This window comes from Serratia quinivorans, assembly GCF_052113645.1.
GTDB lineage: Bacteria > Pseudomonadota > Gammaproteobacteria > Enterobacterales > Enterobacteriaceae > Serratia > Serratia quinivorans_B.
Genome location: NZ_JBIEIU010000006.1, coordinates 132,658 through 157,381 on the forward strand (window position 1 = coordinate 132,658; position 24,724 = coordinate 157,381).

At 54.3% G+C, this 24,724-nt stretch carries 22 protein-coding genes; 12 read left to right on the forward strand and 10 right to left on the reverse strand.

Translation table 11 applies throughout. The features are described from left to right. The first annotated feature begins 166 nt into the window (after positions 1-166). Together ACGS9J_RS13285 and yccS are read left to right on the forward strand one after the other, a co-directional pair. Entirely contained in the window at positions 167-619 is a 453-nt protein-coding gene (locus tag ACGS9J_RS13285; protein ID WP_442231361.1) for a YccF domain-containing protein, read from the forward strand. A 26-nt stretch (positions 620-645) separates the two neighbouring features. After that, positions 646-2,781, forward strand: a complete 2,136-nt coding sequence (yccS, locus tag ACGS9J_RS13290; RefSeq protein WP_442231362.1) for a YccS family putative transporter — start codon at positions 646-648, stop codon at positions 2,779-2,781. Here the strand turns inward: yccS and ACGS9J_RS13295 are convergent, their stop codons facing one another. After that, positions 2,782-3,441 (reverse strand): TfoX/Sxy family DNA transformation protein, encoded by a 660-nt coding sequence (locus ACGS9J_RS13295; RefSeq protein WP_442231363.1) that lies wholly within the window; start codon positions 3,439-3,441, stop codon positions 2,782-2,784. A gap of 232 nt (positions 3,442-3,673) precedes the next feature. Between ACGS9J_RS13295 and sulA the strand changes: the two genes are divergently transcribed. After that, positions 3,674-4,180 (forward strand): SOS-induced cell division inhibitor SulA, encoded by a 507-nt coding sequence (sulA, locus tag ACGS9J_RS13300; protein ID WP_442231364.1) that lies wholly within the window; start codon positions 3,674-3,676, stop codon positions 4,178-4,180. Positions 4,181-4,538: 358 nt separating this feature from the next. Further along, positions 4,539-5,615: a porin OmpA gene (gene ompA / locus ACGS9J_RS13305; RefSeq protein WP_442231486.1), complete on the forward strand. Its 1,077-nt coding sequence runs from the start codon at positions 4,539-4,541 to the stop codon at positions 5,613-5,615. A gap of 109 nt (positions 5,616-5,724) precedes the next feature. Here the strand turns inward: ompA and matP are convergent, their stop codons facing one another. Further along, positions 5,725-6,183 (reverse strand): macrodomain Ter protein MatP, encoded by a 459-nt coding sequence (gene matP / locus ACGS9J_RS13310; RefSeq protein ID WP_442231365.1) that lies wholly within the window; start codon positions 6,181-6,183, stop codon positions 5,725-5,727. Positions 6,184-6,392: 209 nt separating this feature from the next. On the opposite strand from matP, the gene ACGS9J_RS13315 reads away from it, so the two are divergent. The 4 genes from ACGS9J_RS13315 to fabF all read left to right on the forward strand — a co-directional run bounded on the left by ACGS9J_RS13315 (position 6,393) and on the right by fabF (position 10,659). Continuing rightward, the gene (locus ACGS9J_RS13315; RefSeq protein WP_442231366.1) at positions 6,393-8,144 is read left to right on the forward strand and encodes an AAA family ATPase; all 1,752 of its coding nucleotides are present in this window, start codon (positions 6,393-6,395) and stop codon (positions 8,142-8,144) included. A 68-nt stretch (positions 8,145-8,212) separates the two neighbouring features. Beyond that, positions 8,213-8,731, forward strand: coding sequence for a bifunctional 3-hydroxydecanoyl-ACP dehydratase/trans-2-decenoyl-ACP isomerase (gene fabA / locus ACGS9J_RS13320; RefSeq protein WP_037419266.1), 519 nt, complete (start codon positions 8,213-8,215; stop codon positions 8,729-8,731). 129 nt (positions 8,732-8,860) lie between these two features. Then, a complete protein-coding gene (locus ACGS9J_RS13325; RefSeq protein WP_442231367.1) occupies positions 8,861-9,388 on the forward strand; it encodes a winged helix-turn-helix transcriptional regulator in 528 nt (175 codons plus the stop codon). After that, positions 9,385-10,659 carry a beta-ketoacyl-ACP synthase II gene (gene fabF, locus ACGS9J_RS13330; RefSeq protein WP_442231368.1) on the forward strand — a complete coding sequence of 425 codons (1,275 nt, stop codon included), beginning with the start codon at positions 9,385-9,387 and terminating at the stop codon, positions 10,657-10,659. The genes ACGS9J_RS13325 and fabF overlap by 4 nt, the downstream gene beginning before the upstream one ends. A 65-nt stretch (positions 10,660-10,724) precedes the next feature. On the opposite strand, the gene rmf is transcribed toward fabF, so the two are convergent. The 6 genes from rmf to rlmKL form a co-directional block, all read right to left on the reverse strand. After that, positions 10,725-10,895: a ribosome modulation factor gene (gene rmf, locus ACGS9J_RS13335; RefSeq protein WP_071827009.1), complete on the reverse strand. Its 171-nt coding sequence runs from the start codon at positions 10,893-10,895 to the stop codon at positions 10,725-10,727. A 271-nt stretch (positions 10,896-11,166) separates the two neighbouring features. Then, positions 11,167-11,724, reverse strand: coding sequence for a membrane integrity-associated transporter subunit PqiC (gene pqiC / locus ACGS9J_RS13340; RefSeq protein WP_442231369.1), 558 nt, complete (start codon positions 11,722-11,724; stop codon positions 11,167-11,169). Beyond that, positions 11,721-13,364: an intermembrane transport protein PqiB gene (gene pqiB, locus ACGS9J_RS13345; protein ID WP_442231370.1), complete on the reverse strand. Its 1,644-nt coding sequence runs from the start codon at positions 13,362-13,364 to the stop codon at positions 11,721-11,723. The genes pqiC and pqiB overlap by 4 nt, the downstream gene beginning before the upstream one ends. After that, positions 13,351-14,667: a membrane integrity-associated transporter subunit PqiA gene (pqiA, locus tag ACGS9J_RS13350; protein ID WP_442231371.1), complete on the reverse strand. Its 1,317-nt coding sequence runs from the start codon at positions 14,665-14,667 to the stop codon at positions 13,351-13,353. Before pqiA ends, pqiB begins: the two co-directional genes overlap by 14 nt. 74 nt (positions 14,668-14,741) lie before the next feature. Then, positions 14,742-16,646: an ABC transporter ATP-binding protein gene (locus ACGS9J_RS13355; RefSeq protein WP_442231372.1), complete on the reverse strand. Its 1,905-nt coding sequence runs from the start codon at positions 16,644-16,646 to the stop codon at positions 14,742-14,744. A 5-nt stretch (positions 16,647-16,651) separates the two neighbouring features. Continuing rightward, positions 16,652-18,772 (reverse strand): bifunctional 23S rRNA (guanine(2069)-N(7))-methyltransferase RlmK/23S rRNA (guanine(2445)-N(2))-methyltransferase RlmL, encoded by a 2,121-nt coding sequence (rlmKL, locus tag ACGS9J_RS13360; protein ID WP_442231487.1) that lies wholly within the window; start codon positions 18,770-18,772, stop codon positions 16,652-16,654. Positions 18,773-18,875: 103 nt separating this feature from the next. On the opposite strand from rlmKL, the gene ACGS9J_RS13365 reads away from it, so the two are divergent. Next, positions 18,876-19,979 (forward strand): YcbX family protein, encoded by a 1,104-nt coding sequence (locus tag ACGS9J_RS13365; RefSeq protein ID WP_442231373.1) that lies wholly within the window; start codon positions 18,876-18,878, stop codon positions 19,977-19,979. Positions 19,980-19,985: 6 nt separating this feature from the next. Here ACGS9J_RS13365 and ACGS9J_RS13370 read toward each other — a convergent pair whose 3' ends face one another. Both ACGS9J_RS13370 and pyrD read right to left on the reverse strand, forming a co-directional pair. After that, positions 19,986-20,534 carry a cell division protein ZapC gene (locus tag ACGS9J_RS13370; RefSeq protein WP_442231374.1) on the reverse strand — a complete coding sequence of 183 codons (549 nt, stop codon included), beginning with the start codon at positions 20,532-20,534 and terminating at the stop codon, positions 19,986-19,988. A 175-nt stretch (positions 20,535-20,709) separates the two neighbouring features. Continuing rightward, positions 20,710-21,720, reverse strand: coding sequence for a quinone-dependent dihydroorotate dehydrogenase (gene pyrD, locus ACGS9J_RS13375; protein ID WP_442231375.1), 1,011 nt, complete (start codon positions 21,718-21,720; stop codon positions 20,710-20,712). Positions 21,721-21,979: 259 nt separating this feature from the next. On the opposite strand from pyrD, the gene ssuE reads away from it, so the two are divergent. The 3 genes from ssuE to ssuD are packed head-to-tail and all read left to right on the forward strand — an operon-like array spanning position 21,980 to position 24,713. Then, positions 21,980-22,558, forward strand: coding sequence for an NADPH-dependent FMN reductase (gene ssuE, locus ACGS9J_RS13380; RefSeq protein ID WP_442231376.1), 579 nt, complete (start codon positions 21,980-21,982; stop codon positions 22,556-22,558). A gap of 24 nt (positions 22,559-22,582) precedes the next feature. Then, positions 22,583-23,548 (forward strand): sulfonate ABC transporter substrate-binding protein, encoded by a 966-nt coding sequence (locus ACGS9J_RS13385; RefSeq protein WP_442231377.1) that lies wholly within the window; start codon positions 22,583-22,585, stop codon positions 23,546-23,548. 16 nt (positions 23,549-23,564) lie between these two features. Beyond that, positions 23,565-24,713, forward strand: a complete 1,149-nt coding sequence (gene ssuD, locus ACGS9J_RS13390; protein ID WP_442231378.1) for an FMNH2-dependent alkanesulfonate monooxygenase — start codon at positions 23,565-23,567, stop codon at positions 24,711-24,713. Positions 24,714-24,724 lie beyond the last annotated feature (11 nt).

Sequence of the window (24,724 nt, forward strand, 5' to 3'; positions counted from 1 at the left end):
ATCTTCGCGCCATGACTATGTTGAGATTAAATAACGGATATCTGCCAGTTTACCTGCGATAAGCAGTGGCACTCTAGCGCTAAAAAAAGGGTAGAATAGATTTTGCGTTTTGATAGCAAACGCAACCGCATCGCGGTTTGGCCATCATTAGAGCAGAATGACGACTATGCGTACTGTACTGAATATTCTTAATTTTGTGTTGGGCGGCTTTTTCACCACCTTGGGCTGGTTGATCGCCACGGTGTTTAGCGTAGTGCTGATCATCACCCTGCCACTGACCCGCTCCTGCTGGGAGATCACCAAGCTGTCGTTGCTGCCGTTCGGTAACGAAGCGATTCACGTTAATGAACTGTACCCGGAAAAAAGCAATGCATTGCTTTCCGCCAGCGGCTCGCTGCTGAATATTGTCTGGCTGATCCTGTTCGGCTGGTGGCTATGCCTGTCGCATATCGCCGCCGGTATTGTGCAGTGCGTGACGATTATTGGCATTCCGGTGGGCATTGCCAATTTCAAAATCGCCGCCATTGCCCTGTGGCCGGTTGGGCGTCGCGTTGTCTCAGTTGAAATGGCGCAACAGGCCAGGACTGAAAATGCCCGACGTCGGTATCAACAGCGTTAATTTTTTCTCCGCCTGAGGAGTTTTTCGTGCTCTCTTTTGCACCAGCAATACGCCGTTATGCCTACAACAGCAACCTGCTTTATGACCTGCGTATTTTTATAGCGCTGGCCGGCGCAGCCGCCGTTCCCTGGTGGCTCACCATTCCCAAGCTCACCATACCCCTGACTCTGGGGGTGGTGGCTGCGGCGTTGACCGATCTGGATGACCGCCTGACTGGCAGGCTGCGCAATTTGCTGATAACGCTGGTGTGCTTTTTCGTTGCTTCCGCCTCCATTGAACTGCTGTTTCCTTATCCCTGGCTGTTCGCTCTCGGTCTGACCACCTCCACCTGTGGCTTTATTCTGCTGGGCGCCCTGGGGCAACGCTATGCCACCATTGCATTTGGTGCCTTGCTGATCGCGGTTTACACCATGCTCGGCGCCTCAATGTATGACGCCTGGTATCAACAACCGATGCTGCTGATCATTGGTGCTCTGTGGTACAACCTGCTGACGTTGATTGGCCATCTGATTTTCCCTATCCGTCCTTTACAGGAAAATCTGGCGCGTTGTTACGACCAGTTGGCAAACTATCTGGATGCCAAAGCCAATCTGTTTGACCCCGACGCCGAACAGGATGCAGACCTGCCGTGGATGGATGTGGCAATGGCCAACAGCACGCTGGTGACGATCCTTAACCAAACCAAAGCTTCATTGCTGACGCGGTTAAAAGGCGATCGCGGCCAGCGAGGTACCCGCCGCACGCTGCATTATTATTTCGTTGCACAAGACATTCATGAACGAGCCAGTTCCGCTCACGTTCAATACCAGGCACTGAGCCGACAATTTCGCCATAGCGATATCCTGTTCCGCTTCCAGCGCTTGCTCAGCATGCAGGCACGCGCTTGCCAACAGTTGGCCCAATCGATTTTGATGCGGCAGAAATACCAGCACAATATTCGCTTTGAACCGGCCTTTGGCCGCATTGATGAAGCTTTGGCTCGCGTAACCCTTACCCCGGAAAACCGCGAGTTGACCAAGGCGCTTTCGCACCTGTTGAAAAATTTGCGCGCGATTGACGCACAGCTGGCAAATATTGAATCCGAACAGGCATTAGCCAACGGCCAGGTGGAAGAGAACAGCCTGTCGGATGATCGCCTCACCGGCTGGAGCGATATCCGTTTGCGCATCAGTCGTCATCTCACGCCGCAATCGGCTTTATTCCGCCACGCCATTCGCATGTCTGTGGTGCTGTGTATCGGTTATGCCTTTATTCAATTTACCGGGATGCAGCATGGTTATTGGATCCTGTTAACCAGCCTGTTTGTCTGCCAACCCAACTACAACGCCACTCGCCGCAGGCTGGCACTGAGGATTATCGGCACCTTGGCCGGTATCTTTGTCGGCCTGCCGATCCTTTATTTTGTGCCCTCGGTTGAAGGCCAACTGGTGCTGATTGTCATCAGTGGCGTGCTGTTTTTTGCTTTCCGCACCGTGCAGTACGCACACGCCACCATGTTTATCACCTTGCTGGTATTGCTGTGCTTTAACCTGCTGGGCGAAGGTTTTGAAGTGGCCGCACCGCGCGTTTACGACACGCTTTTAGGTTGCGCCATCGCTTGGGCTGCGGTCAGTTTTATCTGGCCTGACTGGAAGTTCCGTCAATTGCCGGCGGTGGTCAGTAAAACGCTGAACGCCAACTGCCGTTATCTGGATGCCATTCTGGTGCAATACCATCAGGGGAAAGACAACGGCCTGCCGTATCGTATCGCCCGTCGGGATGCGCATAACAGTGATGCAGAGCTGGCTTCGGTGATCTCAAATATGTCTGCCGATCCCAAAGCCAATAAAGAGGTTCAGGACGCCGCCTTCCGCCTGCTGTGCTTGAATCACACCTTATTGAGCTATATCTCTGCGCTGGGCGCGCACCGTGAGCGACTGAATAACCCTGCAACGCTGGATCTGCTGAATGACGCCGTTTGCTATGTCGATGGCGCCCTGCATCATGAAGAGCAGGACAACCGGCGCATCACTCAGGCATTGGAAAGCCTGGCTGAACGTATTCAACACGCGGCGCCCGAACCGGAAAGTAAGGATCAATTGGTGTTGCAGCAGATTGGGCTGGTAATTGAACTCTTGCCGGAACTGACGATGCTTAATGCGCAAATAGGTAAGTCGGCGTAATCATTCGGGGCCTTTCATCAGGCCCCGAACTCTGGGGTTATGACCATGGCTAAGCAACATCATGGTCCGTTCGAACCAGTGCGTCAGCTCACTGCGCAATTCCGAAGGCAAAGCCGCGTGATGGTAACCAGCAATAGCCCCACCCAATGAAAGCAGCACCCGCAGCCCTAAATTATGTTGCTGCTGCAACAGCCGAAGATAGCTGCGTTTGGCACCGTTGAGCCGTAAATCATAAGCATTGCGAATACCGACCCGCCAAAGCAAACGCTCCATATTGATGTCGATATTGGGTAACGCTTTTAGCCGACACGGGTTGTCAGTTTTGACCTCGAGTTCGCGGCGCGCCTCACGAATGGCCTGCCAGGCCAATCCCACCAGCTCATCCCTGTCCCGCCACATGGCTTCATCAACCCAGTAATAGCGCATGGTGATGGGTACCCCTCGTTTGGAGTAAACCATGTTGACCATCCCCCGGGCGCGAAAGACCGGTTCCAGGCCCTCCGTAGCACGAAGATAGAACTCACCTTCGGCAATGACGGCGAACATGATGCCGTCGGCCAGTATTCCATAACCCCCGAATTGCGAGCGCGTTGTGATACCGCCCAAGGCATAAAAGCAGGCTTTGGCCTGTGCGATCCTTCCCTTTGAAGTCCCTTTCATTACGTTCTCCTGGTGTAGGTTACCGTTCTATCATTTCCCGCATCAATGAAATAAAAGTAACGTGAACAAGTAATTAGAAAAATACGCACTATCCGCAGCCATGCCAATCACAAAAGTCTGCCGTATAAAAAATGATCGCAATTATGAGAGGTGCCACGAAGATTTGGGTTGATCTTAATGAGAACTGGATGTACTGTATAAACATACAGTGACACTACGGGCGGGATACTTTATGCGTACTCAATCACTTTACAAAACCCATTTCAGCCACACCTCTTTTGCGGTGAACAATGCTGCAGAAAACACAGATGCGGGCAACAAGAATGGCCTTATCAGTGAACTTGTTTACAACGAGCATCAGCCCGCAGTGGCGCAATTGTTGCTACCTTTACTCCAGCAGTTGGGTATGCAATCACGCTGGCTGTTATGGCTGACCCCACAGCAAAAGCTGAGTAAATTATGGCTGCAGCAGTCCGGCCTGCCAGTGGATAAAGTGGTGCAACTGAGCCAAATCAGTCCGCTGAACACGGTTGAAGCGATGGAAAAAGCGTTACTGACGGGAAATTACAGTGTCGTGCTCGGATGGCTGCCCGATCTTACCGAAGAAGATCGTCTAAAATTAAGACGTGCGGCAGAATTAGGTAACGCCTATGGGTTCATTATGCGTCCTCAACGTGACATAAACCCGATTCACGGACAGTGTTCTACCCTAAAAATTCACTCTTCTTTGTATCATTAAGTAAATTTAGGATTTTTCCCATCATTTTCATCGTTCTGCAAGGGAACCTTTATGAGATCAGGGGAAAAGCGAGTGCGGCTGCGGTTCCGCGGCCCAAAACAAACGACAAATTGCTCGTTTTTTTGCCGGTTAATGTTAGTAAATATGTACGATTCCGCGTTTTTTTTTAGAGCTTTATCACATCACACTTGTAACTTTCGCGCCACGTTGTAGACTTTACATCGCCAAGGTTGCTCTATAACGCCAGATAAACTGGCCGAGTAACAAACGAGGGCTCAAACCTTGGCGAAGGAATTTAACCAAGGGCTTAAAACAGCTTTAAAGCTCATTGCCTATTTGGATGATAACGAGGCGCAAAATGAAAAAGACAGCTATCGCATTAGCAGTGGCACTGGCTGGTTTCGCTACCGTAGCGCAAGCCGCCCCAAAAGATAATACCTGGTACACTGGTGCTAAACTGGGCTGGTCCCAGTACCATGACACTGGTTTCTACGGCAACGGTTACCAGAATGGTATCGGCAATGGTCCGACCCATAAAGATCAACTGGGTGCTGGCGCGTTCCTGGGTTACCAGGCGAACCAATACCTGGGCTTCGAGCTGGGCTATGACTGGCTTGGCCGTATGCCTTACAAAGGCAGCGTGAACAACGGTGCTTTCAAAGCACAGGGCGTTCAACTGGCAGCTAAACTGAGCTACCCAATCGTTGACGATCTGGACATCTACACTCGTCTGGGTGGTATGGTATGGCGTGCAGACTCCAAAGCTAACTACGGCAATGGCACTCGTCTGAGCGACCACGACACCGGCGTTTCTCCGCTGGCTGCAGTGGGTGTTGAATACGCACTGACCAAAAACTGGGCTACTCGCCTGGACTACCAATTCGTTAGCAACATCGGTGATGCAGGTACTGTCGGCGCACGTCCAGACAACACCATGCTGAGCCTGGGTGTTTCTTACCGTTTCGGTCAGGATGATGTTGTTGCTCCAGCACCAGCTCCAGCTCCGGCTCCAGTTGTTGAAACCAAGCGTTTCACTCTGAAGTCTGACGTGCTGTTCAACTTCAACAAATCTTCTCTGAAAACAGAAGGCCAACAGGCTCTGGACCAGCTGTACACTCAGCTGAGCTCCATGGATCCTAAAGATGGTTCTGTTGTAGTTCTGGGTTACACCGACGCCGTTGGTTCTGACCAGTACAACCAGAAACTGTCTGAAAAACGCGCACAGAGCGTTGTTGATTACCTGGTATCTAAAGGTATTCCTTCAGACAAAATCTCTGCACGTGGTATGGGCGAAGCTGATTCCGTCACTGGTAACACCTGTGGCTACAAAGCTGGCCGTGCTACCAAAGCGCAGATCGATTGCCTGGCACCAGATCGTCGCGTAGAGATCGAAGTTAAAGGTATCAAAGACGTTGTAACTCAGCCACAAGGCTAAGCTACCACTCTTAGTAAAAAACCCCGCATTGCGGGGTTTTTTTTCATCCTGAATCAGCGGAATCGGCAACTGCGAGCGCCTTTCACAGGGTAGGAACTGACGGGCGGATTTACTCTTCGTCTTTACCGAGAATGGCTTTTAAATCCTGTTTCAGTAACGACATCTGGCTGGCGTACTTCTCTTTACGTTCCGCATCTTCTATCAGCTGCACTACCGTTTCTGACAAGGTTACCCCACGACGACGGGCCAGTCCGGCTAAACGCTGCCAAACTAAAAACTCCAGATCGATAGATTTTTTACGCGTATGCTGATGTTCTGCGTTAAAATGACGTTTACGCCTAGCGCGGATTGTTTGCTTCATCCGGTTATCCAGTTCCGGATTCATGTGGTGGCTAATCCACGTCAGCACTTTTACCGGCTCATTTTCCAACTTCAGCAGCTCGTCAATGGCTTCCTGAGCAACGCTGTTTTCAATGTGACGGGTAATGGCTTCCCCTTCCCGGTGCTTTTTCACCAGGTACTTCCATTTCCAACCGCTCTCCAGATTTTCCAGTTGCTGATATTTCATCGTGAGCTCTTCAGTGACCGCGTAACTTTAATTAAGCATAACAGCTTTGCGCCGAATTTCCCCGGCAATTACCCTGCTTTTAGACTGTTTTTTGCACAGTCATCGCTCGATGTCAAACTCCCTGACACCAACAGCCACTCTGCATGTATCAAGCGGCCGTTATTCTTGTATAATCGCCCTTTCCCTTTTTGACGATTGCATCTAACACTTTGACCAATAACCGACTTGAATGGCAATCACTGTTGCCGGACGTTACGCCTTATCAAGCGATATTTGATACCGCCGCGCAGCTGGCGCCCGTGTCCTTTGCCTCTATCCAGCCTCGGCTGGAAAACGCACTGACGCTGTTTTGCCATCCACAGTCGCCGCCGCGTTTCATGTTATTGAAAGCGCAGGAAACGCGTGAGTATCTGGCACTGATAGCCCATGCCGTGGAGCAACTGCATCCGCAAAACTCGGCATTTAAGGGCAGTCACTATGTGATCCAGGGCAGCCAGGTGAACGTAGAACCTGCCGAACGGGGTGATGAACCCTTTGCCGCCGGTGGCGCCTGCGTGTTTCAGGAGTGGATTGAGCCGGAACAGCTATTTGGCTGCGTCAGGATCCACAATAATGAAATCAGCCTGCAGCCGGGCCTGGTGCATCAAGCCAATGGCGGTGTGTTGATCCTGTCAGCACGTTCCCTGCTGGCGCAGCCGTTGTTGTGGCTGCGGTTGAAGCAAATGATCACCCAGCGCCAGTTCCATTGGGTTTCCCCGGATGAAACTCGACCGCTGCCGATTGCCATTCCACCGATGCCGCTGGAGTTACGTTTGATCGTAGTGGGCGATCGCCACGGCCTGGCCGATTTCCATGATATCGAGCCGGAGCTGAGCGAACTGGCAGTCTACGGCGAATACGAAGAAGATCTGCAACTCACCGAAATCGATGACATGGTGCAGTGGTGCGGCTACGTCAATGCCCTTATCGACGAGAAACAATTGCCGCCACTGGCCGCCGATGCCTGGTACCCGTTAATGGTACAAGCCGTGCGTCACAGCGGCGATCAGGGCAACCTGCCACTTTCTCCGCTGTGGATTGGCCAACAACTTTCTGAAGCGGCGCTGTATGCCGAAGAAGAAAGCATCACAGCCAAAGCATTCGAAGCCGCCTTAAATGCCCGTGAGTGGCGTGAAAGCTACCTCGCCGAACGGATGCAGGACGAAATCGAGCTGGGCCAAATCCTGATTGAAACCGAAGGCGAAGTCGTCGGTCAGATCAACGGCCTGTCGGTGCTGGAATACCCTGGCCATCCGCGTAGTTTTGGCGAACCTTCCCGTATCAGCTGCGTCGTGCATCTTGGCGATGGCGAATTCACAGACGTTGAGCGCAAGGCCGAACTTGGCGGTAATTTGCATGCCAAAGGCATGATGATTATGCAGGCGTTCCTGATTTCCGAACTGGAACTGGACCAGCCCCTACCCTTATCCGCTTCAATCGTGTTTGAACAATCTTACGGTGAAGTGGATGGCGACAGCGCCTCACTGGCTGAGTTGTGCGCGCTCATCAGCGCACTGTCCTCGCAGCCGATCACCCAACAGATCGCGGTAACCGGCTCTGTCGACCAATTCGGTAATGTACAGCCGATTGGCGGCGTCAACGAGAAGATAGAAGGCTTTTTTGAAGTTTGCCAACGTCGGGGTTTGACGGGCAAACAGGGCATCATTTTGCCCGCCACCAACGTGCGCCACCTGTGTCTGCGCCAGGACGTAGTCGATGCGGTGCGCGAGGGGCAATTCCATCTGTGGGCCGTGAACAGTGCCGCAGAGGCCTTGCCATTACTCACCGGTTATCCCTACTCTGATGAACAGCAGCCGAACCTGTTGGCTGCCATTCAGGAACGGATTGCACAGGTGAATCCGCAGGAACGCCGACGCTGGCCGTGGCCACTTCGTTGGCTTAACTGGTTCAACCACGGCTGATCGGACTTGTTCAGCGTACACGTGTAAGCTAATCTGCGCCCTTCATTAAAATAAGGTTTACTGAGAACATGGTAGAAAAACGCGACTCCTATACGAAAGAAGACCTCGAAGCATCCGGCCGTGGCGAGCTGTTTGGCGCCGGCGGCCCGCCGTTGCCGGCAGGTAACATGTTGATGATGGACCGCGTGGTCAAGATGACCGAAGACGGTGGCACCTACAACAAAGGTTATGTGGAAGCGGAACTGGATATCAATCCGGACCTATGGTTCTTTGGTTGCCACTTTATCGGCGATCCAGTGATGCCAGGCTGCCTGGGTCTGGATGCCATGTGGCAGTTGGTAGGTTTCTACCTCGGCTGGCTGGGTGGCGAAGGTAAAGGCCGTGCACTGGGCGTGGGTGAAGTCAAGTTCACCGGCCAGGTATTGCCAACCGCGAAAAAAGTGACCTATCGCATCAACTTCAAACGCGTGATCATCCGTAAACTGATTATGGGTGTGGCTGATGGTGAAGTTCTGGTCGACGGCCAGGTGATCTACACTGCCAGCGATCTGAAAGTGGGCCTGTTCAAGGACACTGCTGCGTTCTAACCGCAGTCACGGCGGCCCTTCCCGGTCGCCGTTTATTTTCCCGCCGTGATTATGTCGTGCCCTTGCAATCCTCGCGCTCATCACGACTAAATAGTAACTACAATTATTGTAGTTACCAGGAGGTATGCCATGCAGAAAACCCGTTTTGACAACATGCCATGTCCAGTAGCTCGCTCACTGGACCGCGTTGGAGAATGGTGGAGCATCCTGATACTCCGCGATGCTTTTCATGGCTTATCCCGGTTTGATGAATTCCAGCAAAGCCTGGGGCTTTCGCCCACCATATTGACCCGTCGCCTGAAATACCTGGTGGAAAGCGGCATTCTGCATAAGCAGAGATATCAAATCCGGCCGGTACGGTACGAATATCTGCTCACCGAACGTGGCAAAGATTTTTTCCCGGTGCTTGCGGCCCTCTTCCATTGGGGAAATACCCATCTGGCCGATGATGGCATTAGCGCGGAACTGGTCGATCGCCGTACCGGGCAGCCAATTCGCGTGCAACTGATCGACAGCATTACCCAGCAGCCCATCGCGCTGCATAATATTACTTTAGCGCCAGGACCGGCAGCGACCGACGGCATGCGCCGGCGTGCGGCCCTGATGCAGCAGAACCTTTCTGCATTCCCCCCCGAATCATCCAAGGAGTCACTATGAACAATCGTCGTATAGTCATTACCGGCATGGGTGCCGTTTCACCACTGGGATGCGGCGTAGAGGCTATCTGGCAGCGTTTGCTGAATGGCCAATCCGGCATTCGTCCGCTCCCGGATGAGATCGTTGCTGACCTGCAGGTAAAAATCGGTGGGCAGGTGCCTTCACTGGAACAGGATCCCGTGGCAGGTTTCGATCCCGACAGTGCTGTGCCGCCAAAAGATCAAAAGAAAATGGACCGCTTTATCCTGCTGGCCATGGCCGCGGCCGATGAAGCCATCCGTCAGGCGGGTTGGACAGCAGATACCGAAGATAAGCAAGAGCGCACCGCAACCGTGATCGCCTCCGGTATCGGTGGCTTCCCGGCAATTGCCCACGCCGTGCGTACCACTGACAGCCGTGGTGCCAAACGCCTGTCGCCATTTACCATTCCCTCCTTCCTGGTCAATCTGGCTGCAGGGCATGTCTCGATTAAGCACCAGTTCAAGGGTCCGATCGGTGCCCCCGTTACCGCTTGCGCAGCAGGCGTTCAGGCCATCGGCGACGCAGTGCGTATGATTCGCAACGATGAGGCCGATATCGCGCTGTGCGGCGGTACAGAAGCGGCAATCGACACCGTTAGCCTCGGAGGCTTTGCCGCTGCGCGTGCCATGTCCACGACACCGCCCGAAGAGGCAGAAAAAGCATCCCGGCCTTTCGACAGCGCCCGCAACGGTTTTGTCATGGGGGAAGGCGCCGGCATGTTGGTCATTGAAACGCTGGAACATGCACTGGCACGCGGTGCCACGCCGCTGGCCGAGATTGTCGGCTATGGTACCAGTGCCGATGCCTACCACATGACCTCCGGCGCCGAAGACGGTGACGGCGCGTATCGCGCAATGAAGATTGCCCTGAAACAGGCAGGGGTCGCTCCGGAGCAAATTCAGCATCTGAACGCCCATGCAACCTCAACGCCTGTCGGCGATTTGGGTGAGATCAATGCCATTAAACACCTGTTCGGTACCCAGGGTAGCCTGGCCGTTACTTCGACCAAATCAGCGACCGGTCATTTACTGGGGGCGGCTGGCGGGCTTGAAACCATCTTTACGGCCCTGGCTCTGCGCGATCAGATCGCTCCGGCCACGCTGAATCTGGATAATCCGGACCCGGCGGCCGAAGGGCTGCATTTGGTGGCGAATAAAGCGCAACCCATGACCATTAACTATGCGCTGTCGAACGGATTTGGCTTTGGCGGAGTGAATGCGAGTATCTTGCTGAAACGCTGGCAGGGATAAGGGGCTTTAAAACAAAAACCTCCGCCTGGAGCGGAGGTTATTCCTTTTCTTTGACAGGGAGCCGCTTAAGCGGTCACAGCCCTGTCTTCCATGGCTTCTCGCCAACCCCCCAGCCACTGAGACCGGGCGTCCACAGATGATTGGTAGGGACAATATTCCCTCGAACGCCCTAAGATACCTGCCTGATAACCTCTTGAATGCGCCCTTTCCAGACGATCGCGTTTCTGTCTCTTCATGCCTCGTTTCCCTCATATTTGGTCTGGTGGAAAGAAAACAATGGCTGCTTTTTGCGCAGCCACGTATAAGCAATAGCGCTAAATGAGGGGAAGATCAATGCGCAAAATTCACGCCAATGTCATATTTGTGAGCTACGCACGCAGAATTTGCTAAGTGGCTGATATGCCAGAAAAGAGGTTAATTCATTGAAATAAAATAAAAATCCCTCCCGACGAAAAGTTTGACTATTTTTCATCGGGAGGGATTAGACCGTTTTAGTCCAAATTATGACTAAAAGCGACCGGCCTGCGAGGCGATGGATTGAGCCTCCTGCTGCCAGCCTTGCGCCAACGTACGAACCAGCGCATCGTAACCGTCCTCGCCCTGTTTCAGTTCCAGGTTGAAGGGCCGTTTGATCAACTGGCCCTGATGATTCAGCACCCATTCGCCACGAATAATGGCCTTGCCATCAAAACGGCCATGGAAACCGCTGACCGTCACGTTTAGCACATCCTGATCGCTGCTCATCGGTTGTGATGAAACCACCCAGCCCGGCAATGCGCTGCTCAGGTTGGTGACCAGGGTTTGCTGTAGTTGTTGATCGAGCGGACTGGCCCACAGGTTGTTCTGGCCGATGACGTACTGCACGTCATTGGTCTGATAAACCACGCCGTTCTGTGCCAGGTAATCCGCCACGGTGACATGTTCCAACCACAGTTGGCGCGAAGCCGTACCACCGCTAACCTGTGTCGGCGCACCCAGCGCCGGCAGTTGATAGTAGGTCTTCTGTGGCGTGCTGCTACAGGCGCTGAGTACCAGCGCCAGGGCTACCGGAATCCATTTCATCATTTATTGGCCTTCTTCGGCTGAGGATCGTTACTGCCCGCGGCTTCAAATACCAGCGCGTTGCTCTTTTCGTTCAGGGTGCGCAGCACCGGCTGCAGCTCACGCAACACCTGATCCAGACGTTGCATATCGCCGACCATCTTGTTGTAGGCCGGAGAACCCGGTTGGAAGCCTTTCATGCTGCGATTCAGTTCCTGCAGCGTTTTTTGCATATCCTGCGGCAACGCCTTCATCTCTTTGCTGGCGATGATGTCGTTCAACGATTGCATGGTCTGCTGCGTCGACTTCATGGTTTTCTGGCTTTCCGCCAGGGTTTTGGTCGCTTCGTTGATCATCGGGTTCAATGGCATCGAATTGATCTTATCCAACGTCTGCATCAGTTTCTGCTGGATCTGCGCCAAACCGCCACTGGTCGTCGGCATCAACGGATAGCCGAACACTTCGCGCGGTCCTTTCCAGGCTTTCTCTTGCGGGTAGAAATCCAGATCGACATACAGCGAACCGGTCAGCAGATTGGCAGACTTCAGAGACGCGCGCATACCGCGTGACTCCGCATCTTTCAGATGGCCTTCAATATCGAAATTGCCGCCCAGCTGCTTCTGGAAACGATCCGGTTCAATGCGGATCAGCACCGGAATGCGGTAATCGTTATCCAGTCGCTGCATCATGCCTTTTTTATAGAATGGCACTTGCCCCACGGTACCCAGGCGGATGCCACGGAACTCGACAGGCGCCCCCGGCTGCAGGCCACGCACCGAATCAGAGAAGAACAACAGGTAATCTTTGTGCACGGTGTACAACGAATCCTGGATGCTGCGCTGGTTATCGAATAACTGGTATGCCGTCTTCTCTTTCACCAGCTCACCGCGGTCCCACCCGTCCGGCACGTCAAAGCTGACCCCACCGCTGAATAACGTCGCCAGGGATCCCATTTCTACCCGCATGCCCTGTGCAGACATGTCGAAGGCCACGCCGCTGTCTTTCCAGAAGCGGACGTTGCTGGTTACCAGTTGATCGTAAGGTGCGGAGATAAACAGCTGATAGCGCATAGCGCGCATTTTCGGATCAAAATAGCTGGTCTCTACCGAGCCGACGCGGTAACCACGGAACAGCACCGGATCGCCGGCATTCAACTGGCCCGATTTTTCACTGTCCAGTACGATGCGCAACCCTTTGGCGTCCGGAGAGGCCAGCGGCGGTGCATCAAGCAGTTGATAGTCGTCTTTTTCTTTGCCTTTGTTGCCCGGTTGCAGCTCGATATAGGCACCGGAGAGCAACGTGCCCAGACCGGAAATGCCTTCACGGCCAATCTGCGGTTTCACCACCCAGAAGGCAGAGTCTTCGCGGAGCAATTTTTCCATGCCGGAGTTAAGCCGTGCCTGCACCACCACCTTGCTCAGGTCATCGCTCAGGGTCACGGTTTCCACTACGCCGACGTCGACGCTACGGCTGGTGATTTTGGTTTTACCCGCTTCCAAACCCTCGGCGGTAGTGGTGACCAATGTCACCTGCGGCCCTTGGTGGCTGAAGTGGTAAAACAGGATCCAGGCGCCGATCAGCGCAGTGACGATGGGGATGATCCACACCGGCGACCAGCGCTTGATCTTTTCAACGTCCGCGACGCTATGATTATTTTCCGTCACCTTGCGGCTCCTTTTTTATTGTTTCGTTTACGCGATCCCAGGTCAAACGGGGATCAAACGTCATGGCAGCAAACATAGTGAGGATCACTACCATGGCGAACAGCAGCGCGCCAGTAGCAGGGTAAATACTCATCAATTGTCCCATCCGTACCAATGCCGAAAGCACGGCTATAACAAACACATCGATCATTGACCAACGGCCAACGAACTCAACCACTTCATAAATCAGATGCATTCTTTCACTGTCGGCCCGGGCTTTATGCTTGCCGTTGGCATCCCAACAGAGCCAGCCAATGGCCAACATTTTCAACGACGGCACCATGATGCTGGCGATGAAGATCACCATCGCCACCGGATAAGATCCTTCACCCCACAGCAGGATCACCCCCGCCATAATAGTAGAAGTGATCTTATTGCCCAGGGCCTCGGTGACCATAATAGGCAACAGATTCGCCGGAATATACAGCATGATCGAGGTGACAAGCAGCGCCAACGTCCATTGCAGGCTGTGGCGACGGCGTACGTAACCCTTGCTGTGGCAACGCGGACATTCGGTCAGCTCCGCCGGCAGGATCGCCGTGCAGCATTGGCAAGAGCGCAAGCCCTGACGCAAGCCGGTACGCCCAACCGTCATTGGACGATCGAGACGCGGTGCCGGTTCTATGTCATTCCACAGCCAGCGGCGATCCACGCACTGGAAGGCGCGTACCTGCAGCAGGCAGAACAGGCAGTAAGGCACAAAGCTGCTGCCGATGCCGATATCGCCATAAGCCATCAGTTTAACGAAGCTGACCAGCACCCCAGCGAGGAAAATCTCCACCATGCACCAGGTTTTAAACTGGAACAGCATCTTGGCCATCCACTCTTTCAGGCCGAGGGGGATGCGCACTCTGGCACACAGCACAATGATCGCCAGCATGCAGAACGCCGGGATCAACTGGACAAAGACCATAAACAGTGTGGCCATGCTGGCGTAGTCTTCCGCCACCATCACCTGCGGGATCTGGATCAGTTTGATTTCGTTACCGAGACCGGCAACGCGCATATTGATAAACGGGAAAATATTCGCCAACAGCAACATGAACAGCGCGCTGAGAGCGTAGCCGATCGGCCGCTTGCGCGGTTCCTCCCAGCGGGAGCTGAGGGTTGTTTTACAACGCGGGCATACCGCTTTCGAACCATATGCCAGCGACGGCAACGCCACCAGCATGTCGCACTGTGGACACAGCATCAGGTTGTCCTGCGGCTGTTTTACGTGCGTGGCATGACTGTGCTGCTCGTGATTCTCGTGGGAACACACCATATTCCTCCTTAACAACGTTGCTCACCAGTACGGCAATACCGCCCGCAGCAGCGCGCGGACGGTATTCTCAACGGTTAGCCGTTTTTCATCGCTTCCAACTCTTCCCAACGGGCGAACGCTTCTTCCAACGCCCCTTCGGCGGTGGCCAGCGCCGTCAGCACCTGTTGAGTTTCGCTGTGAGGACGCGTAAAGAAGTCAGCATCGCTCATTTGCGCCTGCAGTGCTTCAATTTCCGCTTCCAGCTGTTCAAGGCGTTGCGGCAACTGTTCCAGTTCGCGCAACAAGTTATAGCTCAGTTTAGCCGCCGCTTTCTTGGGCTGTTCTGCCTTTTTTTCCGCTGCGGGCTTGTTCTGTTCAGTCGCTACCTGACGGATGGGTTTTGCCGTCGCACGTTGATGGTGTGCATCGTAATAACCGCCAACAAAGGTGCTGATCGCACCGTTGCCTTCAAAGATCCAGCATTCAGTTACTGAGTTATCGACGAATTGACGATCGTGGCTCACCAGCAGCACAGTGCCCTGATAGCCGTCGATCAGCTCTTCGAGCAGCTCCAGCGTTTCGACGTCGAGATCGTTGGTCGGTTCATCGAGAATCAATAAGTTACTTGGCTTCAGGAACAGCTTAGCCAACAACAGGCGGTTACGCTCGCCGCCTGACAATGCTTTCACCGGCGTCATTGCGCGTTTCGGGTGGAACAGGAAGTCCTGCAAATACCCCAGCACGTGACGGGAACGGCCGTTCACCATCACTTCCTGTTTGCCTTCCGCCAGGTTGTCCATCACCGTACGTTCCGGATCCAGTTCGGCGCGGTGCTGATCGAAGTAAGCCACTTCAAGCTTGGTACCGCAGTGTACGCGACCGCTGTCGGCCTTTAACTGACCGAGCATCAGCTTCAACAACGTCGTTTTACCACAACCGTTCGGGCCGACCAGCGCAATCTTGTCGCCGCGCTGCACCTGGGCGGAGAAATTGCGCACCAGCACTTTGTCGCCGATCTGATAGTTAACGTCTTCCATCTCGAACACGATTTTGCCGGAGCGTACCGCTTCTTCGACCTGCATCTTGGCGGTACCCATCACTTCACGGCGCTCCGAACGCTCGTTACGCAACGCCTTCAGCGCACGCACACGGCCTTCGTTACGGGTACGACGTGCCTTGATGCCCTGACGGATCCACACTTCTTCCTGAGCCAGTTTGCGGTCGAATTCAGCGTTTTGCAGTTCTTCCACTCGCAGCGCTTCTTCTTTGCTCAGCAGGTAAAGATCGTAATTACCCGGCCAGGACACCAGCTTGCCGCGATCGAGATCGACAATGCGCGTCGCCATGTTGCGGATAAATGAACGGTCGTGGGAAATGAACACGATGCTGCCCTGGAACTCTTTCAGGAAGCCTTCCAGCCAATCGATGGTGGTAATGTCCAGGTGGTTGGTCGGTTCATCGAGCAACAACACGCGCGGCGAACTCACCAGCGCACGGCCCAACGCCGCTTTACGCAGCCAACCGCCGGAGAGTGAGGAAAGTTCCGCATCCCCGTTCAGGCCCAACTGCAGCAGCACTTCGCTGATGCGGCTGTCGAGTTGCCAAAGCCCCTGGTGATCGAGGATCTCCATAATCTGCGCCATGCGCGTCAGATTTTTTTCGCTTGGATCGGTTTCTACCAGGTGCGAAATCGCATGATAGGCTTTCAGGTGTTCCGCCTGCTCGGCCACGCCTTCGGCCACAAAATCGAACACCGTACCACCGATATTACGCGGTGGATCCTGTTGCAGACGCGCCACAATCAGATCTTGTTCGTAAATCACCCGGCCATCATCCAGCGGAATTTCTTTGCCGAGGATCTTCAACAGCGTGGACTTACCGGCGCCATTGCGCCCAACCAGACAAACGCGTTCATTGTCTTCAATATGAATTTCGGTGTTATCTAAAAGCGGTGCGTCGCTGAAGGACAACCAGGCACCGGACATGCTAATTAACGACATAGTAATTATTTTCCTTCGCCGGCGTGGGTAACCAGCCAGCAGTTATGAATTTGACGGTTACGGGCAAAGTCCTGCGACTGTGTCTGGGCGGTAATTTCTTTCGCTTCCAGACCCAATGCGCTCAGGCCGGCCATATCCATCTGGAAACCGCGCTTGTTGTTCGAGAACATGATGGTCCCGTTACGACGCAGCAACCGTTTCAAATCTTGCATCAGCACCAGGTGATCGCGCTGAACGTCAAATGTGTTCTCCATCCGCTTGGAGTTGGAGAAGGTCGGCGGATCGATAAAGATCACGTCGAACTGTTCGTCGGCATTTTGCAGCCATGACAGGCAATCCGCATGGATCAATCTGTGCTGTTTGCCGGTCAGGCCGTTAACCCGCAGGTTTTTCTCTGCCCATTCCAGATAGGTACGCGACATATCCACCGTAGTGGTGCTGCGCGCGCCACCCAGCCCGGCGTGCACGCTGGCAGTCCCGGTATAGGCGAACAGGTTGAGGAAGTCTTTGCCCTTGCTCATCTCACCCAGCATGCGGCGGGCGATACGGTGATCGAGGAACAGGCCGGTATCGAGATAGTCAGTCAGGTTCACCCACAGCTTGGCGTTAAACTCTTCCACCAGCAGGAACTCGCCCTTCTGCGCCAGTTTTTCGTACTGGTTTTTGCCCTTCTGACGCTCACGGGTTTTCAGGATCAGTTGATTGGACGGCAACTCCAGCACCGCCAGCGTAGCGTTGATCACATCAAACAAACGCTGACGAGCTTTCTGCGCATCGATGGTTTTCGGCGGCGCATACTCCTGCACCACCACCTTGCTGCCATAGCGATCCACCGCCACGTTATACTCCGGCAAGTCGGCATCGTACAGGCGATAACACTCAATGCCCTGCTGTTTGGCCCACTTGTCGAGCTTCTTCAGGTTCTTGCGCAGGCGGTTGGCAAAATCTTCCGCCACCTGAATGCCGCCGGCCCCCTGCGGGTTTTCCGCCAGCTGGTAATTTTTCTGCACGCAGTCCAACGGACCGTTTTTGGCCTTGAACTGGCGCTCGGCGCGCAATTGCAGGCAGCTCAGCAACTCCGGCGATGCGCTGAACAGTGACAACTGCCAGCCGCCGAAAGCGCTCTTCATGATACGGCCCAGCATATTATGCAAGGCAATCAGCGCCGGTTCGCTTTCCAGACGCTCGCCGTAAGGCGGGTTGCACACCACGGTGCCCGTCGGGCCTTCCGGCAGCGGGTTAGTCAGTTTGGCTACGTCGTTGACATTAAAGGTAATCAGTTCGGCAACGCCGGCACGACGGGCATTACCGCGCGCCATTTCAATCACCCGACGATCGATATCAGAGCCGAAGAAACGTGAAGTGGTTTCTTGTAAGCCACGGCGTGCACGTACCTGCGCTTCAGTGATCACTTCGCGCCACAGATCGACGTTATGACCATTCCAGGCGGTAAAGCCCCAGTGCTGGCGGTGCAGACCCGGTGCGCGATCGGAAGCTATCATCGCGGCTTCGATCAACAAAGTGCCCGAACCGCACATAGGATCGAGCATCGGGGTGCCCGGCTGCCAGCCGGAACGCTGCACAATCGCCGCCGCCAGGCTTTCTTTCAACGGTGCCTGACCGGTCAGATCACGGTAGCCGCGCTGATGCAGGCCTTCACCGCTCAGATCGAGCGCTACGCTGGCCATATCGCGCTGCAGGAACACATTGACGCGAATATCCGGTTGTTGCTTCGCCACCGTCGGACGCTGCTCGATCTTGCGGGTAAAGCTGTCGACAATGGCGTCCTTGACCTTCAACGCGCCGTACTGGCTGTTGCGGATCTCTTCGTTAACACCGCTGAAGTGCACGGCGAAGGTTTTATCCACGCCGAAGATGCTGGTCCAGTCGATCGCCTGCACGCCCAGATACAGATCCAGATCGCTGTGCACGCGGAATTCATTCAGCGGCAGCAAAATACGTGAGGCCAGACGGCTCCACAGCAAGCTTTGGTACAGAAGACGATCGTCACCCTGAAAATGTACCCCACCCTGCACTACTTTACAGGCGTGAGCGCCCAGCGCTTCCAGTTCGCTTTTTAACAGTTCTTCCAGTCCACGCGCCGTGCTGGCAAACAGAGAGTTCATATCGTACTTATCACCAAAAAGAAAATTGTTGCGCATTATAGCTAATCCAGACCGCTTGTCATAAAGTTGCTCCCTTCTATTTAATAATCGCACGGGGATAAGGGTGATTACGCTTTCGAAACTTTACGTTCATCCGGTGAAATCGCTTCGTGGCTTGCAGCTTTCTCATGCCCAGGCTTCCAGCAGTGGATTGGCTTTCGACCGTACCTTTATGATCACCGAACCGGATGGCACCTTTATTACCGCGCGCCAATATCCGCAGATGGTGATGTTCACCCCGGCGCTGCTGCCGGATGGCTTGTTCCTGACCGCACCGGACGGAGAAAGCGCCGCTATCCGCTTCAGCGATTTCGCCCCTGAAGCGCAACCGACCGAAGTTTGGGGCAACCATTTCACCGCCCTGATTGCGCCGGAAGCGATTAACAACTGGCTGAGCGGTTATTTCCAGCGTGAAGTGCAGCTGCGCTGGCTCGGTCCAGAACTGACCCGACGAGTCAAAAAACACCCGGAAATCCCTCTCTCTTTTGCCGATGGGTATCCTTATCTGCTGATCAACGAAGCCTCATTCCACGATTTGCAACAGCGTTGCCCCGGCAGTATCAAGCTGGAGCAGTTCCGTCCCAATCTGGTGGTCACCGGTGCCAATGCCTGGGCCGAAGACGGCTGGCAGGTGATCCGCGTCGGGGACGTGATGTTTGATCTGGTGAAACCCTGCAGCCGCTGCGTCCTGACTACCGTCAGCACCGAACGTGGGCGTAAGCACCCGAGCGGCGAACCGCTGAGCACCCTGCAAAAATTCCGCACCGCCGATAACGGCGATATCGATTTTGGCCAGAATATGGTGGCGCGCAACAGCGGCATCATCCGCGTTGGCGATACGGTGGAGGTGTTATCTACCAAGCCGCCGCGCCCATATAGCGCAGGGAAAGTCGTTGAAAGCGTTCAGGCACCGCAGGACAGCGCACATAGCGTCACTATCGAATACGCGGGAAAGGTATTTACCGGCAACAATCAGCAAATATTGCTGGAGCAGTTGGAACAACAAGGGATCCGCGTGCCTTATTCATGCCGGGCGGGAATTTGCGGAAGCTGTCGCATAACCTTGGTCAGTGGCGAAGTGGCGCCGCTGAAGAAAAGCGCAGTAGCCAACAATGGCACCATTCTCTCCTGCAGCTGTATTCCAAAAAGCGATTTGACGCTGGCGTAATGGGCCTTATACCGCCCTGTCGTAAGCCGGGGCCGAGGCCTCATCTTGCGTGCAGGGTTTAAGGCGATCGTGCATCACTTTGATGGCATCCCCCAGCACCATAGTGCGGCCGGCCACTGAAAGCTGGTTCTGCGCCAGCAGGCACAGGCTGGCATTATCGCCGGCTTCTACCACCAGCAGGCGGGCTTCAACCCCGCTTTCCATCACCTTCACCGCCGCCAGTTCGCCGTTTTTCGGCTGCAACGGATAATGTTGCTGCGAGAAATGCCAGCTTTTCGGCATCAGTGGTTTCAGGAAGCGATAGGCCACCAGGGCATTTAATACCAGTTCGGCGCGTTGCTCGTGGCTGAGTTTTATCTGTTTGCACTGCTCTTCATAATTAAAATAAAGCGCCGCGTCATCCACACAGAAAGAGCACTCGTCGAAGGCATCCGGCGTTAACATTTTGGCAGGGAAACGCGAGCGGAAGATCATCCCATTGGCTAAATCCAGCATTAGCCGATCATGTTCGGCGTCAAAATACCAACGCCAATTATCGTCAGGTTTTATCTTCATATCTTATCCTTCTCGCTGCCCATGCCACGCCGTATTTACCCCAAAAGGTGATTTTATCACCACTCAAGTCGCTTAAACATCGGATAATTCCGCGAACGATATTTATGCTAGTGGACAAAATATAGACGAGCCGGGGGAAGAAATAAACCCCCGGCAGAAAATGAAAGGAAAAATATTAGATGTAGTTAACGATATCTTTAATCAGGCGCGGACCTTTGAAGATAAATCCGGAATAAATTTGCACCAGCGAAGCCCCGGCTGCCATTTTTTCCCGCGCGGCCATCAGGGAATCAATTCCGCCCACCCCGATAATCGGCAAACGCCCTTGCAGCTCATGCGACAAACGGCGGATCACTTCGGTGCTGCTCGCCTGCAGCGGACGACCGCTCAGGCCCCCCATCTGCTCACAATAATTCAGCCCCTGGATCAATTTACGATCCAGCGTGGTATTGGTCGCGATCACGCCATCAATATTATGGCGGACCAAACTGTCGGCTATTTGGATCAATTCTTCTTCTGAAAGATCCGGCGCGATCTTTACCGCCACAGGTACATATTTGTGATGGCGCGCGTGCAATTCCTGCTGCTTATTTTTAATCGCGGCCAGAAGATCGTCCAACGCTTCACCGTACTGTAAGGAGCGTAGCCCCGGAGTATTGGGTGACGAAATGTTAATCGCGATATAACCGGCGTACGGATAAACTTTATCCATACAGATCAGATAATCGTCTTTTCCTTGCTCGACCGGGGTATCTTTATTCTTGCCGATATTAATCCCCAGAATACCGCCGAAATGGGATTTCTTAACGTTTTCAACCAGATTATCCACACCCTGGTTATTAAAGCCCATTCGGTTGATCAAGCCTTCCGCTTCGACGATCCGGAACAAACGCGGTTTGTCATTACCCGACTGCGGGCGTGGCGTCACGGTGCCCACTTCGACAAAGCCGAAACCCATGGCGCCAAACGCATCGATGCACTCGCCGTCTTTATCCAGACCGGCGGCCAAACCCAACGGATTTTTAAAAGAGAGCCCCATGCAGCTTACCGGCTTGGTCGGCACTGACTGGCGAATAAGAAATTCTAACGGGGTGCCGGTGACGCGGCGGAGCTGATGAAAAGTCAATTCATGCGCACGCTCGGGATCGAGCTGGAACAACGCTTTTCTGATGAGGGGGTAGTACATGTACTCTCCTGATTTCCCGGTTGCAAACCGGGGGCGTATTATCCGGTATCCCTTGGCCAATTGGAATTGATTAAAAGCAAAAAAAGCGTTTTTAACGCAATCGTTTCCCCCGACAGGGCGCCAAAGCCCCGCCAATCCGCATTTACGCATATCAAAATCAAAAAATGAGATTTAAGTAACCCGCCCCTTTGCTGATAGGTTTAAAACACTTCTCGACGATTTTCTAATTAAACCTAACTTTTAGTTATAAGGAGTGGTAATGCGCGTTATATCACTGTCCGGCAGCCCTCGCATCCCATCACGTTCAGCGGCTCTGCTTTCTTTGAGTAAAAATTGGTTGCAGCAGCAAGGCGTGGAAGTGATCTCCTACACCCTGCATGACTTTGATGCCGAAGATTTGCTGTACGCCAATTTCAACAGTCCGGCGATCAAAGCCTTTACCGAACAACTGGCACAGGCAGATGGTCTGCTGGTCTCTACGCCGGTTTATAAGGCGTCATTCTCCGGTGCGTTGAAAACTCTGCTGGATCTGCTGCCGGAGCGTGCACTGGATCATAAGGTGGTGTTACCGCTGGCCACCGGCGGCTCCATTGGCCATATGTTGGCGGTGGACTATGCCCTGAAGCCAGTGCTGGCGGCGTTGAAAGCGCAAGAAGTGCTGCACGGGGTGTTCGCCGACGACAGCCAGGTGGTGCTGAGCGGTGAAGAGATCACGCTGTCCGAGGGGTTGGCATCCCGGCTGGAAGAAGCGCTGGAAAGCTTTTATCTGGCGCTCGGCCGCCGTAAGCCGCCGCAGGTAAAACTCTCCCCTTCCCTGTTTGCTCGTCAAACCGCCTGATAACCCCCTATATAAGGAAAGAGGATGAGACGACTTTCTTCGCTTGGCCGTTGGCTTGGCACTGGCGCCCTGGCCGGTATCATCTCACTGGCGTGGATCAACACCGCCAGCGCACAGGATCCTGCGCAGTTTCGTATCGGCTATCAAAAAGGATCGGTCAGTCTGGTATTGGCAAAATCCCACCGCCTGTTGGAACAGCGCTTCCCGTCCACCAAAATCAGTTGGATCGAATTCCCGGCCGGCCCACAGATGCTTGAAGCCCTGAACGTCGGCAGTATCGATCTGGGCAGTACCGGCGATATTCCCCCGATCTTTGCCCAGGCCGCCGGTGCGGACCTGCTGTATGTCGGCGTGGAACCACCAAAACCCAAGGCGGAAGTGATCCTGGTACCAGAAAATAGCCCGATCAAAACCGTCGCCGATTTGAAAGGCCGCAAGGTTGCCTTCCAGAAAGGCTCCAGTTCCCACAACCTGCTGCTGCGCTCGCTGCAAAAAGCCGGACTGAAGTTTACCGATATCCAACCCATTTACCTGACCCCGGCCGATGCCCGCGCGGCCTTCCAACAGGGCAATGTCGATGCCTGGACCATTTGGGATCCGTACTATTCTGCGGCCTTGTTGCAGGGCGGCGTACGGGTGCTGGGCGACGGTACCGATTTGAACCAAACCGGTTCCTTCTATCTGGCGGTGCGTCCTTATGCCGAAGCTAACGGGCCGTTCATTCAGCAGGTACTCGATGTACTGACCAAAGCCGATGCCCTGACCCAAAGCGACCGGGCGCAGAGCGTCACGCTGCTGGCCAATGCCATGGGCCTGTCGGAAAAAGTGATCTCGTCCTATTTGGATCACCGCCCGCCGACCGCCATCAAACCCTTGGATCCGCACACCATTGCCGCCCAACAGCAAACTGCCGATTTGTTTTACGCCAACCATCTGGTGCCCGTGAAGGTCGATATCTCGCAACGTATCTGGCACCCGAGCGCACAATAATTTTGGAGAATTGACGATGAGCCTGAACGTATTCTGGTTTTTACCTACCCATGGCGACGGCCATTATCTCGGCAGCACGGAAGGCGCGCGCAGCGTCGATTACGGCTATTTACAACAAATTGCCCAGGCAGCCGACCGGCTGGGATTCGGCGGTGTGTTGATCCCTACCGGCCGCTCCTGTGAAGACTCCTGGCTGGTGGCCGCCTCCTTGATCCCGGTCACTCAGCGGCTGAAATTCCTGGTGGCGCTGCGCCCCGGCATTATTTCACCCACTCTGGCGGCTCGCCAGGCGGCGACGCTGGATCGTCTTTCCAATGGCCGGGCGCTGTTTAACCTGGTTACCGGTGGCGATCCTGAAGAGCTGGCAGCAGAGGGCCTGCATCTGAATCACGAAGAACGTTACGAAGCCTCGGCGGAGTTCACTCACGTCTGGCGCAAGGTGCTGGAAGGGGAAACCGTCGACTTCGATGGCAAGCATATTCAGGTGAAGGGGGCAAAACTGCTGTACCCGCCGGTGCAACAACCGCGTCCGCCTCTGTACTTTGGTGGATCCTCCGCTGCCGCGCAGGATCTGGCCGCCGAACAGGTCGAAATGTACCTTACCTGGGGAGAGCCACCGGCGCAGGTAAAAGAAAAAATTGCCGAAGTGCGTGCCAAAGCCGCGGCCAAAGGTCGCAAAGTGCGCTTCGGTATCCGCCTGCATGTGATCGTACGCGAAACCACGGAAGAAGCCTGGCGTGCAGCAGACCGGCTGATTGCCAATCTGGATGAAAAAACCATCGCCGACGCACAAAAGGCGTTTGCCCGCTTTGATTCTGTCGGGCAACGGCGCATGGCCGCGCTGCACGGCGGTAAAAAAGACAATCTGGAAATCAGCCCTAATCTGTGGGCCGGCGTTGGCCTGGTACGTGGCGGTGCCGGCACTGCATTGGTCGGTGATGGCCCAACGGTGGCGGCACGTATGCAGGAATATGCCGATCTGGGCATCGATACCTTTATTTTGTCCGGTTACCCGCATCTGGAAGAGGCCTATCGCGTCGGCGAACTGCTGTTCCCGCATCTTGATCTGGTGGAAAACGAAACGCCCGCTCAACGCCGACCGGTCAAAGCTCAGGGCGAAGTGGTGGCCAATATTTATATTCCACAACAAGCGTCGCAAAGCTGAGGAGTCGCTCT